The 17,241-nt window shown below is 42.0% G+C and carries 16 protein-coding genes and 2 tRNA genes; 16 read left to right on the forward strand and 2 right to left on the reverse strand.

Translation table 11 applies throughout. The features are described from left to right. Positions 1–65: 65 nt before the first annotated feature. The 15 genes from LJ707_RS12660 (at position 66) to LJ707_RS12730 (ending at position 15,854) form a co-directional block, all read left to right on the forward strand. Complete coding sequence (locus tag LJ707_RS12660) at positions 66–2,636, forward strand: hypothetical protein (protein WP_228951475.1); 2,571 nt, start codon at positions 66–68, stop codon at positions 2,634–2,636. A gap of 62 nt (positions 2,637–2,698) precedes the next feature. Next, positions 2,699–3,610: a DUF2845 domain-containing protein gene (locus tag LJ707_RS12665; RefSeq protein ID WP_228951477.1), complete on the forward strand. Its 912-nt coding sequence runs from the start codon at positions 2,699–2,701 to the stop codon at positions 3,608–3,610. Continuing rightward, the gene (locus tag LJ707_RS12670; protein WP_228951479.1) at positions 3,607–4,554 is read left to right on the forward strand and encodes a DUF2845 domain-containing protein; all 948 of its coding nucleotides are present in this window, start codon (positions 3,607–3,609) and stop codon (positions 4,552–4,554) included. The genes LJ707_RS12665 and LJ707_RS12670 overlap by 4 nt, the downstream gene beginning before the upstream one ends. 50 nt (positions 4,555–4,604) lie before the next feature. Then, complete coding sequence (locus LJ707_RS12675; RefSeq protein ID WP_228951482.1) at positions 4,605–4,835, forward strand: hypothetical protein; 231 nt, start codon at positions 4,605–4,607, stop codon at positions 4,833–4,835. Between the two features lie 403 nt (positions 4,836–5,238). After that, the gene (locus tag LJ707_RS12680; protein ID WP_228951484.1) at positions 5,239–6,435 is read left to right on the forward strand and encodes a head maturation protease, ClpP-related; all 1,197 of its coding nucleotides are present in this window, start codon (positions 5,239–5,241) and stop codon (positions 6,433–6,435) included. 136 nt (positions 6,436–6,571) lie between these two features. Beyond that, positions 6,572–7,783: a hypothetical protein gene (locus LJ707_RS12685; RefSeq protein WP_228951486.1), complete on the forward strand. Its 1,212-nt coding sequence runs from the start codon at positions 6,572–6,574 to the stop codon at positions 7,781–7,783. A gap of 83 nt (positions 7,784–7,866) precedes the next feature. Further along, positions 7,867–8,451, forward strand: a complete 585-nt coding sequence (locus LJ707_RS12690) for a hypothetical protein (RefSeq protein ID WP_228951489.1) — start codon at positions 7,867–7,869, stop codon at positions 8,449–8,451. Between the two features lie 115 nt (positions 8,452–8,566). Next, positions 8,567–8,800 (forward strand): hypothetical protein, encoded by a 234-nt coding sequence (locus LJ707_RS12695; protein ID WP_228951492.1) that lies wholly within the window; start codon positions 8,567–8,569, stop codon positions 8,798–8,800. Beyond that, the gene (locus LJ707_RS12700; RefSeq protein ID WP_228951494.1) at positions 8,797–10,080 is read left to right on the forward strand and encodes a hypothetical protein; all 1,284 of its coding nucleotides are present in this window, start codon (positions 8,797–8,799) and stop codon (positions 10,078–10,080) included. Before LJ707_RS12695 ends, LJ707_RS12700 begins: the two co-directional genes overlap by 4 nt. A 106-nt stretch (positions 10,081–10,186) precedes the next feature. Beyond that, positions 10,187–10,813, forward strand: a complete 627-nt coding sequence (locus tag LJ707_RS12705) for a hypothetical protein (RefSeq protein ID WP_228951496.1) — start codon at positions 10,187–10,189, stop codon at positions 10,811–10,813. Next, positions 10,813–11,817 (forward strand): hypothetical protein, encoded by a 1,005-nt coding sequence (locus LJ707_RS12710; RefSeq protein WP_228951498.1) that lies wholly within the window; start codon positions 10,813–10,815, stop codon positions 11,815–11,817. Before LJ707_RS12705 ends, LJ707_RS12710 begins: the two co-directional genes overlap by 1 nt. Positions 11,818–11,823: 6 nt before the next feature. Beyond that, on the forward strand, positions 11,824–14,943 hold the full coding sequence (locus LJ707_RS12715) for a hypothetical protein (protein ID WP_228951500.1): 3,120 nt from the start codon (positions 11,824–11,826) through the stop codon (positions 14,941–14,943). Positions 14,944–14,948: 5 nt separating this feature from the next. Next, on the forward strand, positions 14,949–15,176 hold the full coding sequence (locus LJ707_RS12720) for a hypothetical protein (protein WP_228951501.1): 228 nt from the start codon (positions 14,949–14,951) through the stop codon (positions 15,174–15,176). A 65-nt stretch (positions 15,177–15,241) separates the two neighbouring features. Then, positions 15,242–15,412, forward strand: coding sequence for a hypothetical protein (locus tag LJ707_RS12725; protein ID WP_228951502.1), 171 nt, complete (start codon positions 15,242–15,244; stop codon positions 15,410–15,412). A 1-nt stretch (position 15,413) separates the two neighbouring features. Beyond that, entirely contained in the window at positions 15,414–15,854 is a 441-nt protein-coding gene (locus tag LJ707_RS12730; RefSeq protein WP_228951503.1) for a hypothetical protein, read from the forward strand. Positions 15,855–15,858: 4 nt separating this feature from the next. Here the strand turns inward: LJ707_RS12730 and LJ707_RS12735 are convergent. Together LJ707_RS12735 and LJ707_RS12740 are read right to left on the reverse strand one after the other, a co-directional pair. Continuing rightward, positions 15,859–15,942, reverse strand: a tRNA-Leu gene (locus tag LJ707_RS12735). Between the two features lie 63 nt (positions 15,943–16,005). Then, a tRNA-Leu gene (locus LJ707_RS12740) sits at positions 16,006–16,089 on the reverse strand. 117 nt (positions 16,090–16,206) lie between these two features. On the opposite strand from LJ707_RS12740, the gene LJ707_RS12745 reads away from it, so the two are divergent. Further along, the gene (locus tag LJ707_RS12745) at positions 16,207–17,205 is read left to right on the forward strand and encodes a YCF48-related protein (RefSeq protein WP_228951504.1); all 999 of its coding nucleotides are present in this window, start codon (positions 16,207–16,209) and stop codon (positions 17,203–17,205) included. Positions 17,206–17,241 lie beyond the last annotated feature (36 nt).

The following is a 17,241-nucleotide window of genomic DNA, read 5'->3' on the forward strand; positions in this document are numbered from 1 at the left end:
CCGAAAGAAAAGTTTCTTTCGGTATTAATAAATTATGCCAATTGGCATTTAAAACATATATGAATATGCTTGATAGTAATAATAAATCGGGTATGGGCAGGCCCGGTCAGGATAATTCCTTAAATGAGGAATCAAAAAAAACTTTGGAATTGCTGGATGAGGTACGTCAGCGTATAAACGAGCTAACGGTTATCATGAAGCAGGGAGTAAAATCATTTGATGATTTTACTGATCGTGTTGCTGCTGCCGAGGTATCACTCAAAAAGGCTAACAGCCAGATGGCTGAAAACTCGAAAGTGCTTAACTCAAACAGCAATTTAATAAAGCAGAACAAGGAGCTGCTTGAGTCTATAAAAGAGGAATACGATGAACTTTCAAAAACACAGGGCAGCAATATCAGCCAGGTAAATAATCTGAATGTACAAATTGTAAACCTTAACAAAACAATAGACAATCAGGAGAAAAAAGTAGCCAAAAGCCGTGAGGCATTTGATTACCAAAAACACTCGCTGGATGCCCTAAAATCATCATTTGACCAAATCAAAGCCTCGGTTGAAAAATCAGAATTATTCGACGAAAAGCAAAAAAGTGTTCTTGATGATGCCGCCAAAGGTTTTAACGCGATGAAGACCGGGCTGGGTGCCGTAAAAACAGGCTTTCAAAGCGTGGGGGGGGCCATAAAAACAACAGGCTTTGGTTTGTTGGTATTGGTGCTGCAATCGTTAGTGGAGTATTTTACCGAAAGTTCGCAGGGCGTTGCCATGCTGAAAGTTGCCCTTAACGCCGTGGGCAAAGTAGTTGATGGGGTAAAGGGTGTTTTTATGTCCTTCGGCAAAGCCATTGTTGATGCTGTAATGAACCCGGCCGAAACCGTTAAAAAGGTATGGAACGCGGTATTGGATAACATTGGCAACCGTTTTAAAGGAGTTAGCGTGTTTTTTGACGGCCTGTTTAAAGGCGATATTAAAAAGATGGGTGATGGCCTGATACAAATGGGTACAGGCATAACCAACGGCACCGATAAGATAAAGAATGGCCTGAACACCGTAAAAGAGTTTGCCGAAAAAACCGGGAAGGAATTCAAAAAAGCTTACGAAGACAATAAAAAAGATTCAGATAGTGCGGCAGATAACGAAGTAAAGAATACCAGCACAATAGTAAAAACGCTTGATAGCCGTTTAAAAAAACACAAACAGTTTGTAAAGGATAAAAACAAGATTGACAAGGATAGTAATAAGGAAGCTGAGGAAGAAGAGCTTGCCTCTATAGCCCGCTTAACTGCCCTGACGTTGAGCGGCTACGCCAAAGAGGTTAAGGAAACTAACGACCATTTTGATGCCCTGGTAAAAAAGCATGTAGGGCACAAAAAAACCATTGAGCAGCTTGAAAAGGAACGCGCCGCCGTATTGGCCGGTATAACTACCCGTTACCAAAATGAGGAACTGCTAAAACTTGAGGATTACCAGCGGCAGATTGAGCGTTTACAGGTTGAAAATATTACTGACGCACGGGAAAGGGCTATCAAATTAATTGAACTGGAAAGTAAAGAAGAGTTAGCTGCCTATCAAAAGAAGCATGATGAATTAGAAAAGCAGATTAAAAGCAATTTAAAGAACCGAGGAAGGCTTAAATCAACCGATATAACTAAGATAGCAGAGTTGACTGAATCTATAGAACAAGAACAAAAACTTTTGGCAGGGATGGAGAAGTGGAAAGAGCAGTACGAAATCCGCCAAACCCAAAAGAAAAACGAAATAAACGCAAACAGCCAGCAAAACAACGCCCAACCCGAAACGCCTACAGGGCAATATGCTAATGGCGCGGAAAATTCAGAGATAATTCAATTACAAAAACGCTTGGATGTCATAAAAGTAGCCGAACAATTGGCCGGAATACAAAGTGTTGACATGCAGCAAAAATTCGCCAAACAAAAGTTTGATATTGAGATGCAGCTCACGCAATCGCGTATGCTCCTGGGCGATAAGTTTCTGGATAACGTACTCAAAAACTCCAAAAAGGATTCAGCCATATTTAAGGCCGCTTTTATAGCCAAAAAAGCCACCGCCGTTGGCGATATTATTATCAGTACGCGTAAAGCCATTATGGAATCGTTACAAGCCTATTCAGGCATTCCGTTTATCGGCCAGGCACTGGGTATAGCCCAGGCGGCTTTCATGGCCGCGCAGGGCGCTACATCCATTGCCGATATTGTGAAGCAAAAACCGGGTTATGCCCGTGGCGGTCGTTTCATGTCCGACGGGCGGGGGGCACTGTTAGGCGGCTATAGCCGTACAGATGATACCAATGCCTACCTGCGTTCGGGCGAGGCGGTAGTGGTTTCTGAAGCTATGCGCAACCCCTGGGCACGCAACCTGGTAAGCGCCATAAATGTGGCATACGGCGGTCGCGATTTTTCGACGGGTAATACTTCGCCGGCTTATGCGCTTGGCGGTGTTTATACCGATGGCGGCAACGCCGGCCGTTACTACAGCCAGCCGGTAAATGATGTTAAGGAAATGGCCAATACGCTGGCTTACCAAATTATTAACAACTTTCCGCCCGTATATGTTGATGTTAAGGACATTAACACACAGCAAAGTATCCTTGCCCGAACGGTTGACCGTGTTAACCTGTAGTTTTTAAACATTGTTTGGCAATATCATTTTCGCTAATTATATTTACCAAAAAAATTAGCAAAATGCATAAATCTTTTTTTACATTGGTTTTCGGAATAACTGTAACTATTGCCTCTGCACAAAATAACAATACGCAAACCAGCATATCCACTGAGATTAAAGAAACGCAAAACCAAGTAGGTAAGCTTCTTTATGGCCCATTACCATATCGTACTTTAAAAGAAACTATAGGTGAAATTTACATAACATTACCCTTATCCAAATATGATGAGAAATCAGGTTACAGAGAGCTTTTCAAAAAAGGTGACAAAAAAAATGTGGATGCTGTGGAAGGAGCCGGTAAAAAATTAAAGTTGATATTTGTAAATGAAAATGAAGGAATTTTTACAGATAGTAATGGTGTAGAATACATTTGCAAAATTTTTGAAGAAACATTTACTCAACTTGCTCCATTATCAGACATAGAAAACTCTCGCAAACTTTTAATTAATAAGCCATTATGGCTTAATGTAAATAAGTTTGTAGTTGGAGATCCATATTCAGATAAAGGTACAGTCATCGAAAATGCACGTTTTTCAAAAGTTATAGTGATAGATGTTTTGGCTTCTTATAGCAATGAGATGCCTATTTTTATTATATGTAAAGATGATAAGGGCAGGGTAGGTTATGAAAATGTAAATATGAGCGGCACCAATTCAACAATAGAATTGTCGGATTTATTCATCGAAAAATTCTTTACTGAAAATCCGCAAACCAAATACAAGCTGAGCGATAAAACCTGGGCAACGGTAAAAGCCGGTCGTACCGAAATAGGTATGCCGATGGATGCCGTACAGTTGATAGAAGGGCGGCCAACCAAGCGCAACAAAAGCGTGGTAGGCACTATCCGCAAGGAGCAATGGGTTTACGGCGAAACAGCCATCCAAAGCTATTTTTATTTTGAGAATGGAAAGCTAACTGGAATATCAAGATGAGAAAATTAAACAAAAGAATATCCCCATCATTTATCACCGTCGTTTTTTTAGCGCTTGCAAACTTAGCATCTGCACAAAGTAATGGTTATATAAAACGAGGTGCCTATGCAAGCGCAGAAACCGCGGTTAAACAAGAGAAAAAGTCGGAGGACAAACTCCTTTATGGGCCGCTACCTTATCGTACGTTAGCGGAAACTGTAGGAGAGACATACATTGTATTACCATTAATGGATCTTTTTTTAAAAGATGGATACTCAAATTTGTTTCTAAAAGGTGCATCTAAAAATATATCAGCTAAGGAAGGCGAGGGTAAACTTTTAAAACTAACCTCTTTAAACGAAAAGGAAGGATTTTTTATAGATAGTTCAGGAACTGAATATCGCTGTGAGATTATTAGAGAAAGATTTACAGAGCTTGCTCCGATATATGATATTCTAAGTACAAAAAAACGCTTAATTAACAAACCGTTATGGTTGAATATAAAAAAGTATGTGGTAGGTGATCCATATGCTGATAAAGGTACTGTTATTGAAAATGCACGTTTTGCAAAGGTTATGGTGATTGATGTGTTGGCATCATATAGTAATAACGTGCCTGTTTTTATTATATTTAAAGATGATAAAGGCCGGGTCGGCTATGAGAATGCAAATATGAGTGGTACCAATTCGACAATAGAATTGCCGGATTTATTCATCGAAAAATTCTTCACCGAAAACCCGCAAACCAAGTATAAGCTGAGCGATAAAACCTGGGCGGCGGTAAAAGCAGGCCGTACCGAAATAGGTATGCCGATGGATGCCGTGCAATTAATTGAAGGGCGGCCCACCAAGCGCAATAAAAGTGTTATAGGCAATATCCGCAAGGAGCAATGGGTTTACGGCGAAACAGCCATCCAAAGCTATTTTTATTTTGAGAACGGGAAGCTAACCGGAATATCGCGATAAGGCGATATTTTTAATAATAATATGCCAAAAGGCATAAATAACATATCTGTATGAATATTCAAACCGCTAATTCACTTTACGAAACCGGTGTATTGACTACGCTGTTTAAATCCGGCTTGATCAGCGCCAAAGTATTTACTTACCGCGAGATCTACTTATGGGTACATGCCCAGGTAAAAACCCGGGGCATCAGCCTGAATAAAGCTGTATTGGAGGCGGAGGTTCAGTTCGAAAAGGGGGAACGTACTATATGGCGGGCGCTCAATACTTTTACGCAGTAAACCCCACCTAAATCCTCCCCAAAGTGGAGGACTTGTTAGTAAAGCCCTCCCTTCGGGAGGGTTGGGTGGGTACTGCCACACCAATGGCACCATTACATCAATAAATACTCACGATATTTGTATTGTCTGATCGCCTAAACAGGCAGCACGATAAAAGACCCACTGCCAAAACACCGGCACCATCAGGGCGAAAAATTCTTCCGAGATTTGTAATAACATATCGCCACCGATAAAATCGATCTTCCACAAAACGGGAATGATCAACAACCGAAAATCAAAATAGCTTATCTGCTGATGCAATTTCTGATTTGCATATCACAGGCAGAATTTCAGGAGATAGCCATACCGGCAACAGGCTTTTTCAGCCACGCATCATACTTGATGACAAATAACCAAATTAACAATGAAGATATACTTATATGATAACGAAACGGACAGCATAGGCTCGGGCAGCCTGTCATCCGCCCACATCAAAACCCAGTTAAATGCTGCTGCGGGTGCCGATGTGGATGTGCATATCAGCTCGGCAGGTGGCAGCGCGTTTGATGCCATAGCCATTTACGATATGCTAAAAAAATACCCTGGTGCCGTTACAGTTTATATTGATGCATTGGCCGCCTCGGCCGCATCAGTAGTGGCGATGGCCGGCGATACAGTGGTGATGGGCAAATACGCCTTGCTGATGATCCATAAACCCATGGTAGGCAGCGGCGGCAACGCCGACGAGTTGCTGAAAGATGTACAGATGCTGAACGTGGTGCAGGAGCGCCTGGCACAGATCTACATGGATCGGTCGGGTCTGGACGGTGTTACAGTTAATAGCCTGATAAACGCCGTTACCTGGATGACGGCCGACCAGGCGCTTAGTCTGGGTTTTATTGACCGGGTGGATGATTATAGTATGCCCATTACCAACAGCCTGCACATTAAGCAATTCGCTTCAACCGCGCCCGCGGTATACCAACGCTGCATCAACAAAATACTAAACACAAATACAAACATGAACACGGAGAACAAGGAGCTTATCGAAAAAACCACTACGGTGTTAGATAAGATTATGAATTTCTTTAAACGGGTGGTAAACAAACACACCATTACCGACAAATGTACCCTGCACCACGAGGGTGAACTGGCCGAGGGCAGCGAGGTTTACCAGGACGAGGAAATGCTGCAACCTGCCGGTACCGACACTTACACCACGGCGAACGGCAAAAAGCTAAAGGTAACCGATGGCTTGGTTGAACAGATTGAGCAACCGGCACAAACAGAACCCGATGAAGAAGTATTACCCGAAAAACAAAAGCAAAAATTTCAGGCTAAAAAGATGGAGGTAGAGAACCGTATCCAGGAGCTCAAGGCCCGGCTGCACGCCCAAAACGCTTTGCTTACCGAGGCCCGTTCTGCTTTAGAAACCGCCAATACAAAGCTCAATAAAACAACCGAACAGGTACGTAACGAGATCCGTTCAGATTTTATGCCTGTAGGCTCAAAAAGGAGCGCAAAAGGTAAAGCTGAAGAAGTGCCGTTTTTTACCCCGCAAAGCGAGTTGGCACGTACCGCCGTTAAAAAAGCTGTTCAGGATAAAACCACAGCCCCCTAACCCCCTAAAGGGGGAACTCTTGCTCATTAATTAAACCTTATCATCTATATTAATATAACCTATAAATATTCCTAACTCCCCTTTAGGGTTTGGGGCTCGCTCTCACTTTAGGGGTTTGAGGACTTTAAATTAACAAATGGCTCAATTTACATTTACAAACAACACCTATGCCGGCGAAGCGCTGGCGGGTTTTATGGCAAGCACGCTGCTTGAAGCCGATTCGGTTAAGCGCGGGTTGCTTACAGTAATTAACGACGTTAAATCGCGCAAGATCATCCTTGATGTTGATGATGACGTAAAACTGCAGGATCCATCGGGCATGTTTAACGATCAGGGTACCACGGCCTCACAAACCGAAAGCTACCTTGACCCGGTGATATACGAATTTATGAAACAGGAGCAGTGGGATAACCTCGTACAATCATGGGAAGCCCAAAGGCTAAGCCCCGGCGCATTCAGCGATTATGAAGGCGTTGTTGACCTGTCGGATTTTATGGTGCAGCGCTACCTCACCAAAATTCAGATCGCTAACGAGCGTTTGTATTGGCTGGGTAAGGGCGCAACCAAAGAGGCTACGTTTACCGCACCGTTCACCGGCCTGTTGCCGAGCATAGCGGCAGCATCGGGCGTATACAAAGTAGGCTTGGCTAAACCTTCAACCTCAATGGCTGCAACGGCTATTGATGCGAATGGTGTGGTAACCGTATCAAGCACTGCTACTTTGGCTGATGGTGATGTAGTTACGGTAACAGCGGTTACAGGTAGCAGCAAGGACACTACTAATGGTACCACCGGAGCGCCTAATGTTCAGGGCCAATCGTACTTTATCAAAGTTCTCAGCGCTACTACTTTTAAGCTGGTGCGTAATTTTAATGAGATCAACACCCGCAAGCCTGCCACCTTTACCGGTACAGCTACTGGGGCAACGGTAAGCTACATCAATGCCAGCAATGTATTAACCGTATTGGGCGAGGTATATGCGCAACTTGACCCTGCCGATCGCAGTCAGGATGATTTTAACCTGCAGGTGCCTTTACATGTAGGCTACGCTTACGCGCAGGCACAAGCCGATAAGGCGGTGAACGTGCTGAATGCCTTTACTGATAAAAAGAAAATGGATTACCTGGGCATTCCGCTGCAACTGATGAATCACTGGCAGGCCAATACCATTTTGGGCGCGCGTTCATCAAACCTGTTCCTGGGTGTTGATCTGCTTGGCGATGCTTCCGAACTTTCAACCGTGTACATGAAGCCTTATACCAATGACAATGTGGTACGCATGAAGGCCCGTATGAAAGCCGCCGTTAATTTTAAGTTCGCTAACGAACTTTTCTACCTGAGCGCGTAATCAAAGCGCATTTACCGAAGCGGATCGTCCTGGTACCGTGTGTAGGTACTATTCTGTCAAAAATCTAATTCATAAAAAACAATATGTCGATTTATAATAAAATAAACGCGGGCTTTGCCCTGGGCGCGAGTGAGCCTGTAACCGCCGGTGTTGAGGATGTGATATACATTTTTAACGAGGATGAAATCACCCTCACCTACAGCACTACTAACCCACTTATAGTAACCGGCCTTACTGCCGTTGCCACAGCCAAAGTGTACAAGTTTGAGGGTACTAATAACAGTTTTAACGCTACCTCAAAACTGGCCAAAACACAGGTAGGCCCACGCTATACCGAGGAGATTGATTTTAATGTGGCCGGCTTGTCGGTTGAAATTAAAGCACAACTGCAAGCCATGGGTTATGGCAGGGTACGTGCCATTGTGGTAAATAATTATAAAGCCAGTGATTCGGCCGTGGAGCTATACGGCGCGGTAAATGGCCTGGTACTAACTGAGGCTGAGCGTAATGCTGCTGACGAAACACTGGATGGCGGTTACAAAGTAAAACTGAGCAATCCTGAAAAGCTGAAGGAGCCTTATCCGCCGCGCGCTGTGTCAATAGCGCCTCAATCGGGCACGGCCACCTATGCCAGCACCATTGCCGCGATCGAAGAATTAGTAGCCTAACCTATTCTGATGGCTTAAAACAACATCATTGCCCCGGCCCTTCAAATAACCTTATCACGTAACCAGGCCATCAGCATTAATGGGCCGCGGGTAATGATCTTAACTATTTTAATAAATGAGTACACCAAAAAAATATGTGTTAAAGCCCGGCAGGCACCAGTTTGCACCCGGCGAGACGGCGGCTCATACCAATGATAATTTGACGGACGAGGCGGCGGAATGGTATCTGAATAAATATCCGCACATAGCGCCGCTCTTTGTAAAGCAGGAGCCGAAGCCAAAAGCATCCGGCAAGGAAAAAACACTTAAACCACAAGTTGATGCTGAGCGTAGAGGGGAGGGCGAATGAAAACGTATTTGCCGCAAATAGAGCGCCGTATACTGGTTAGGCCCAATCAAACCTTCGGTATACTTAATTTTGATATTGATAATGCCTACCCGCAACGCATGCTCGAACTGGTGGCCGCGTCGCCCACTGCAAAGGATTGCTGGAATAAGCGGGCAAAATTTATAGCCGGTATAGGCTTTGAGGATGCTAAGCTTGGTAAACAGGTCATCAACAGTAAAGGGTTAACCCTGGCTAAACTTTTAAAGGCTATTGCTACGGATAAGGCTTTGTTTACCGGTTTTGGCATCCACGTAAATTATAACGCCAATTTTAAGATATGCTCGGTAAACTATGTAAAGTTTGAGGATATCCGCATGGGCGATATTGATAATGCAGATACCACAGGTAAGTATGCCGTATACAACGATTGGGGGCGAAAGACCTGGAAGCATATATCGCGCAGCAAAGTGATCTTTTTTGACCGGTATGACCCTGATCCTGAAGTAATAAAGCAGCAGGTATCAGCAGCCGGAGGCTGGGGGCAGTACAAAGGCCAGTTGTATTATTTTAATCCGCAGATAGATGATTACCCGCTAATAGAAGCTGATAGTGTTTGGGAGGATTTTGAAACCGAGGCCGGTATAAAGGCTTTTAACAATCGTGAGGTTACCACAGGTTTTCTGCCGTCAACCATGCTGTTTATGCCGGCTCGCCGCGAGGAAGCGGACAATAGCGGCGGCGTTGGAGAGAGTAACAATTCTCCATCACAATTGGAAAAAGACCTGGGTACGTTTCAGGGTGCTAAGAGTGCTCAAAAGATCATCGTAATAGAATATGAAGATGAAAGATCAAAACCTGAATTTCAGCCCTATTCAATCCAGAATAACGATAAGCTTTTTGAAAGTACCGAACGCTCTGTTGAAGCACGTATTATTAAAGGCTTCTCAGTGCCTAAAGAGCTGGTGAATCCTGAAAAATCATCAGGCCTAAGCAACGGCGGCGAGAAAAAGGAAGCCATACGTGAATTTAATGATAACACAGCGCCCGACAGGGCAGAGATAGCCGAGGTGCTGGAGGAGTTATTCAGCCATTACCATCAATTGTTAAACCCATCCGGAAACTGGTGCATAATACCCGTGCCCGCTAATGTTGCTGAGGATAGTATAGGTGTAAAAGCAGGTTCGGCCATTAATCAATTGCTGCTTGCTGGTTTGCCTGCAGAAAATAAAATAGCAACACTTGTATATGCTTATGGCTTTAAGCAGGCCGAAGCTAAAGCTATGGTTCAAGGACTGCTATAGCCTGTCAACAATTATTTGCGGATCAGTTTAACTGATTTTCTCACTACTCATTAACAGGAGCGCTCATTCAAGCGCTGTCATTTATCACTAATTACATTTTTTAAACATGACCCAGATATATTTAATTGACAAAAGCACATTCCAGCAATATCAGGACATATCAGTAAACATTAAACCCGAAAGGCTTAATGCTTTTATAAAGAAAGCACAGGACCTCGATCTGAAACCTTTGTTAGGCAGAAATATATACAATAGCCTGTTAAGCCATTTTGATGATGCCGGTATATTAAAACCGGATGCTCCGCAACATTTTAAGGATCTGTTAAACGGAGCCGAATACCTGGATGATAAGGGAAACATTGTGCTGTATGAAGGCATCATCCCGGCATTGGTATATTTTACATTTGCCCGTTTTATTGAGAACGATGCTGTGCATTATACACCAACAGGCCCGGTGATCAAGCAGCAGGATATGGGGCAGGCGCTGGCCACATCAGAGATTATGAAACTGGTGCAGAAACAACGTAGTATAGCCAATGCTTATGCTAATGATATTGAACGTTTTTTGGACGATCACCATCAGTATTTTATACAGTGGCAGCAAAACAATAAAAACCGCACGGCAAGGCAGCCGGGTCCACGTATTCGCGCTGTTGACAGAACCCGCTACAATTACCCACTCACCGGCTCAACGCCTGAATTGTACTATCCGATAACCGAATTTTTAAATTGATGGCAACAGATAAAAAAATAAGCGAACTGCCTATAGTTGCCGGTTTAACGGCTGATGATGTATCAGTGATTGTACAAGGTGGTACTGATTATCAGTTTAACCTCGATCAGTTACTTGGCTTTGTTAGCAGCAATATATACGCAGGTGCAAATGTAACTTTTGGTACAACGTTGCCTCAAAATAATTCAGGTAAAAACGGCGATGTGTTTGTGAATACCCAAACAGGAGCGATGTATCAAAAGATAAATGCGGTTTGGGTGAGTACTTATACTCCGGCATCGGGCGGTGTAACAGGTAATACAACCATTTTTGCTTCAGGTATTCCGGCTACAGGCATAGGTGCAAACGGAGATAGTTATGTAAATGTTGATACGGGTATATTTTATAAAAAAAGCAATGGTGTATGGCTACAGGTATTTTCGATGGCGAGCGGTCCGCAAGGCCCTCGTGGCAGTGCGATATTGAGCGGCGCTGTTGATCCGCTGAGTAGCGTAGGCTTAAATGGCGATTTCTATTTTAATACGGCAACGCTTACCATTTTTGGTCCTAAAATATCAGGCATTTGGCCGGCAGGTATAACCATAAAAGGCGAAGCAGCCAATGCTTTGCTCTATGGTACGGGCAACCCATCAAACAGCATCGGCAAAAATGGCGACTTCTTTTTAAATACCACTACCTACACACTCTATGGTCCTAAGGCTGATAACGACTGGCCGCAAGGTGTGTCCCTCATATATCAACCTGCGCAGGCGATCACCATTGGTATTCCGGAGGGCTCGCCTATACCTTTCATTATTGCTTACAGTACAGAATATAGTGAATATGGTAATGATCCGGTTGTATTAGTTGAAATGGTAGCGGCTAACAATATCCGCCGGTCAGTAAATGATGTACTTGTAGAAAAGCGCTACTCGGCAGGCAGCTTAAATACGCTCCACATATATGGTCACGACAGTGGCAACGGATCAACCACTATTGATGATCTGATAATCACGATTAAATAAAATTTGATGAAGAAAATTAATTTAACCTTATGGCTTTTATGCTTGTGGGTAAGCATAGGCTATGCGCAAAACACAACAACATTACCTGAAGGCACAATACCAACCACACCACAGTTCAGGATAAAAAATCCTGCTGATACCTCACGGCAAATTTGGGTCAACTTCCCATTTTATGGCACTAATAGGTTTTATTCGGCCACAGAAACAAATAAGCTGATACAATCGGCCAGTACGTCAGCTAATAAGTATGCTGATAGTGTCAGTACAAATGGCAAGAATGATACTATAGCATTTTTTGGTGTAGATGTTACAAAATTCGGATTAAAGGCAGATAGCTTACCCGGCAGCGCAAATGCTAATGTTAAGGCATTTAATAAAGCTGCCGCTTATGCCGTAACCAAAAAATTAAGATTGATACTGCCGGCAGGTACTATTTATGTGGATAGTGCATTAAATGCCTCCGGACTAAGAGCGGTTATTGGTGCCGGGAGTAATCTTACAACTATTAAAATAGCTCCTGGTACTGATCTGAGCCGTTTTCCTGAAAATCGGGGAGTACTTAAGGTTGAAGGCTCGGCATCATTAATATCGTCAGTAAGTACCGCTGTTAAAAAGGGTGATACTTCGGTAACGCTGCCTGTTAATGTAAACCTTAAACGTGGTGATATAGTCAGGTTAATAGATACTGTGAATTCTTCGTTCAATCTTTGGAGAAGTTACTATAAGGAGGGTGAATATTTTATTGTTCGTAATGCTGTATCTAACAGCAATAAAATTGTTCTGGATCATCCGGTAAGCGGAAACTACACCACATTGGCGGGTACCAAATTGTATTCAGTAAAAATGCAGCAGTGTGATTTGAAAGGATTTTCATTATATGCCATACCATATACGGCATCAACAATGAATGGTATTTGGTTGAGTTATGTATTCAGGTCATCAGTTGAAGATGTAGCGGTTTATAATGCTGCAAGGGCTAATATATCGGTCAACCAATGTTTAGGTTTAAAGTTTGATCATATTTATTCGTATAAGTTTGATGAAGAAACAAATGCGGCAAGTGAAACAAGCTATGGTCTGGCGTTTAACAGCGGTTGCCAGGATATGCAGGTGCTTAACTCTGATCTGTTTGGGGCCCGCCACGGTTTTGCAACCGGAGGATCTTATGTAAACAGATTTATATACATAAAAAACACTAAATCATCATCGGCCAGAGAGTTTGGTTTTAACATACATGGTAATACCCAATTTGCTGTTATAGATGGTAATAATATGCCTACAGGAGCTTCAATAGGCGGCAAGGATATCACTTTTGTCAATAACAATGTAGGCTGGAATATTGGTGACGTTGGAAATACCATTAACTCCCCGGGCACATCCTTGTATATTAATGAACCTTGTGGTACAGCTTTTAATATATCCGGTAATATATTTAGAGCAAAATATATTAACGATGACAGCAAGGGAGTGGCTATGAGATTATACAAGTCGGTAGATACATCAGCAGTTTTTTCTTTTAATAATAACACCGTGCTATATGATAATATGGCAATGGCGGATAACGGTGTAGCTTATGTCTTGTTTGTAAGTTACAATTTAACCTATGGAACCGGTAAATGTAATGCCCAATTTAATATAAAGGATAACATATTTAAGACAACCGATCACATAAAACGTGTATTAACCGCAGTAAATGGAACAGCCACAAGTGGAAGTTATTTTAAGGATATTATTTATGAGGGTAACACAACTTATGGTGTAGCGTTGACGGATAATTATATCGATAATAAAATATATGATGGAAATAAGATTAATGAGACGAGGTGGAATGGTATAGTAAGCAGATGTGGAAGCAATTTAACATTTGTAAATAACTCATTCGTAAACTATTGTTTGTCATCAGTTGAATCGGCTAATAATCAAAATGCCTATCGCATAACTGATTTGATAAATGTTAAAAGGTCAAATAATACAGGATTTAATAGTGGGTATTCCTTATGGAAGGCATCGGTTGAAAACGTTGGTGAACTAAGGTCTGGTGCTGAATCATTTCCAAATTCAGCACCAGAGTCAACCACTAATATTAATATTCAAGGTAGTTATAATTATCCAATATTTAGTCAAGGTATAACGACTGCATCTGTGAGTTTAGATGTTAGTTCTGCGAATAAAATCAGAAGTTATCAGTTAAGCGGTAACGATGGCCAGCTAAACCTTCGTGCTACGAATGCTCCAGGTCAGGGGCCAACAATTTCCATGTGGGGTAGAGATTTTGCTACTTCATCTTCTGTGGGAAAAATGACCTTAGATATAGGAGGGTATGAAAATAAAGGCCGGTTATATTTCAGGCAGGTAAATTCAACGGGAAATTATATTTATCCATTTGAGATGGATTATGCAGGAAATTTCGGAATCGGTACCTCAAATGGGTTTACTGATACGAGTCGTTTAGCGGATCGATTGACAGTAAGAAGCACCGTGGCCAATAACTATATCTTGAACCTTCAAAATAATTCGGGTAACCGTTTATTCACTGTTGCAAATGCTGGCGATTATCCGGTTATGCTACAGAAAAATTCTGGCAACATTGTAGGATATTCATTAGGTCGTTCTAACAAAAACAGGTTTACATTTGGCCTAACTGCAACAGCCGAGAGTGGAGCAAACAATGGCTCCAATTTCATTTTTTATGCCTGGGATGATGCGGGTATAAATCCCTTTACTGTATTTAGTGCAAACAGGGCTACTCAATCAGTATCGTTTAAGGAGTCGCCAATACTTATTAATACACCTACAGGGGCTGCCGGTACAGACAGTTTGCTTGTGAAAGACGATTCGAGTAACGCCATTCGCAGAATACCAGCAAACTATTATGCTGTTACAGCTAATCAACCATATTTTGTTAAGCTAACAGGTAGTGGAAACGGAACAAGCAATTTGATTACAATGCCTCATGGATTAACCGGGATAACATCAAATAGTGTATTGTCTGTAACTCCACGTAATGCAGCATCTGTTGGTATTGGTTACGCATCCGTAGATGCATCGAATGTTAGTATAACATTCTTAAATCCCCCTCCTGCAGGCTCTAACAATTTATTGTTTGATATTCAAATTAAACCCTGATCAAAATGAAAAAGATAACTTTATGGCAAAGATTTATTGCCGATACCCCTGCATTTTTTAAGCGAGCACAATTATTTGGAGCAGGGTTAGTGACATTAGCTGTTTCGCTTTCTCAAATTTATGGAATACCTGAAACCCTGTCCACAATATTATCATCAATAGGGGCAACAATTGTGGCATTATCTCAATTTGCCATTAAACAATATGGTCCTTTTAACCAAGAAGTAAAATGACAAATATTGAGCATACAGAGATAAAAGGCATAACTATAAAGAACCTCATAGTTACTATTTGTAGTATGATAAGTATCGTAATATCAGTTATGGGTACTTATTTTAAGCTACAGAATGATATAAGGGAGCTGAAAACACAGCAAGATGCACAATCACGAATTAATGAAATAAGGTTAAATGTACTGGAAGGTCAGGTTGTATTGCTACAGGAGCAGATGAAAGAAATAAATAATTGAAATGAATATAAAAGCAATAATAAATAGCATAGTGAAATTCATTAAAAACCTATTTTCAAAAATGCCCGTTGATGTTAAGAAGGCAATTGAGATAGGTGTGCTGATAACAGAAAATTTAAAAAAGTTTGTTGATTCACCTGGCGCAGATGCTTTGACGCTATTAATTCCTGGCGAAATAGATGATAAATTAAAAACATGGCTCAGGCAGGCACTGCCGCAAATATTGATCAAGCTCAAATTGGCTATAGCCGATGATGAACGTGTAGTTGCATTAGCCGCGAAAGAGTTAAATAAAATGGATGCCGATGTTAAACGTGCATATCTTCATAGTATTTCAGTGCTTTGTGCGCAAGCTGCAAGCGAAAAAAAATTAACCTGGAGTGATGGAGTATACCTATTGGAATGGTATTATAAAAATAAGTATAAGCTAATTACGAGTTAGTTAGTGCCCAGAACGAGATTCGAACTCGTACATCCTTACGAATGCCACCCCCTCAAGATGGTGCGTCTACCAATTTCGCCACCTGGGCCTGCTATATATTAATTACAAAAACAGATCAGCAATAAGCTGATCTGTTTTTGTTTTTGGGGCGTGCCCGAGGAGAGACTCGAACTCTCAAGAGACAATTCTCAACGGCTTCTGAGACCGCAACGTTTACCAATTTCGCCACCCGGGCTTAAATGAGCCAAAGGCTCAAATGAGGCTGCAAATATAATCGCTTTCAGCAAAAAGCGAAAAGAAATTGTTAAATCATTGTATGGGCTGATGTATATTAGTGCTTATGAATAAATACATGAAATTTTTTTACACCTTTTTGATCCTGTTTTGCAATGTATATATCATCAACGCACAATCAATTAAACTGCTTCCGCAAACTGTTACGGCAAGCGTTAGGGGGATGTGTGTAGTGGACGATCATGTTGCCTGGATAAGCGGTAGCAAAGGTTATGTAGCCATAACAACCGATGGCGGTAATAATTGGAAATGGCAGCAGATAAAAGGTTATGAAAAGGCCGATTTTAGGGATATACAGGCTTTTTCTGATAAGGAGGCAGTCATCATAGCTTCTGGAACGCCGGCACTGGTGTTAAAAACTATTGATGGCGGATTAAACTGGAAACTTGTTTTTCAAAATAATGATGCTGCGTATTTTTTAGACGCGATGGATTTTGCCGATAAAAAACACGGTTATATTATGGGCGACCCGATCAATAATAAATTTTTACTGCTTGAAACTACCGACGGCGGTAGTAATTGGACTCAAATGAGTAACACGCCCGATGCAATACCGGGAGAGGCCGCTTTTGCCGCCAGCGGAACCTGCATGCGTGTGCAAAACGGGCAAATAATTATAGGCACAGGTGGTTCTGTTTCAAGATATATTTCTTCGCCCATTAAAAAAATAAAATGGCAGTATACAAACACGCCGCTTTTGCAAAGCAAAAGTAGTCAGGGCGCTTTTGGTATCACAAGTAATAATGGTAGTGTTATTGTTGTAGGTGGAGATTATGAGCAGCCATTAAAACAAGACTCGGTAGCCGCGATATTAATAGGGTATAATAAATTTGAGCTTTCAGCACCGATGCCTGCCGGTTTTCAGTCATGTGTGGAGCATATTAAGGGGGAAACTTTTGTGGCTACCGGTACATCCGGAACCAATATTACTACCGATGGTGGTAAAACGTGGTCTCAAATAGACAAGACAAGTTTTAACGTTTGCCTTAAAGCACGCAAGGGAAACCTGGTTTTATTGGCCGGAGATAAAGGGAATATAGGTATTTTAAAATTTTAGTGGCTGTGCATTAGGAGGTTAATATATTGTTATGAA

Origin of the sequence: Mucilaginibacter sp. UR6-1 (assembly GCF_020880975.1) — a bacterium.
Lineage (GTDB): Bacteria > Bacteroidota > Bacteroidia > Sphingobacteriales > Sphingobacteriaceae > Mucilaginibacter.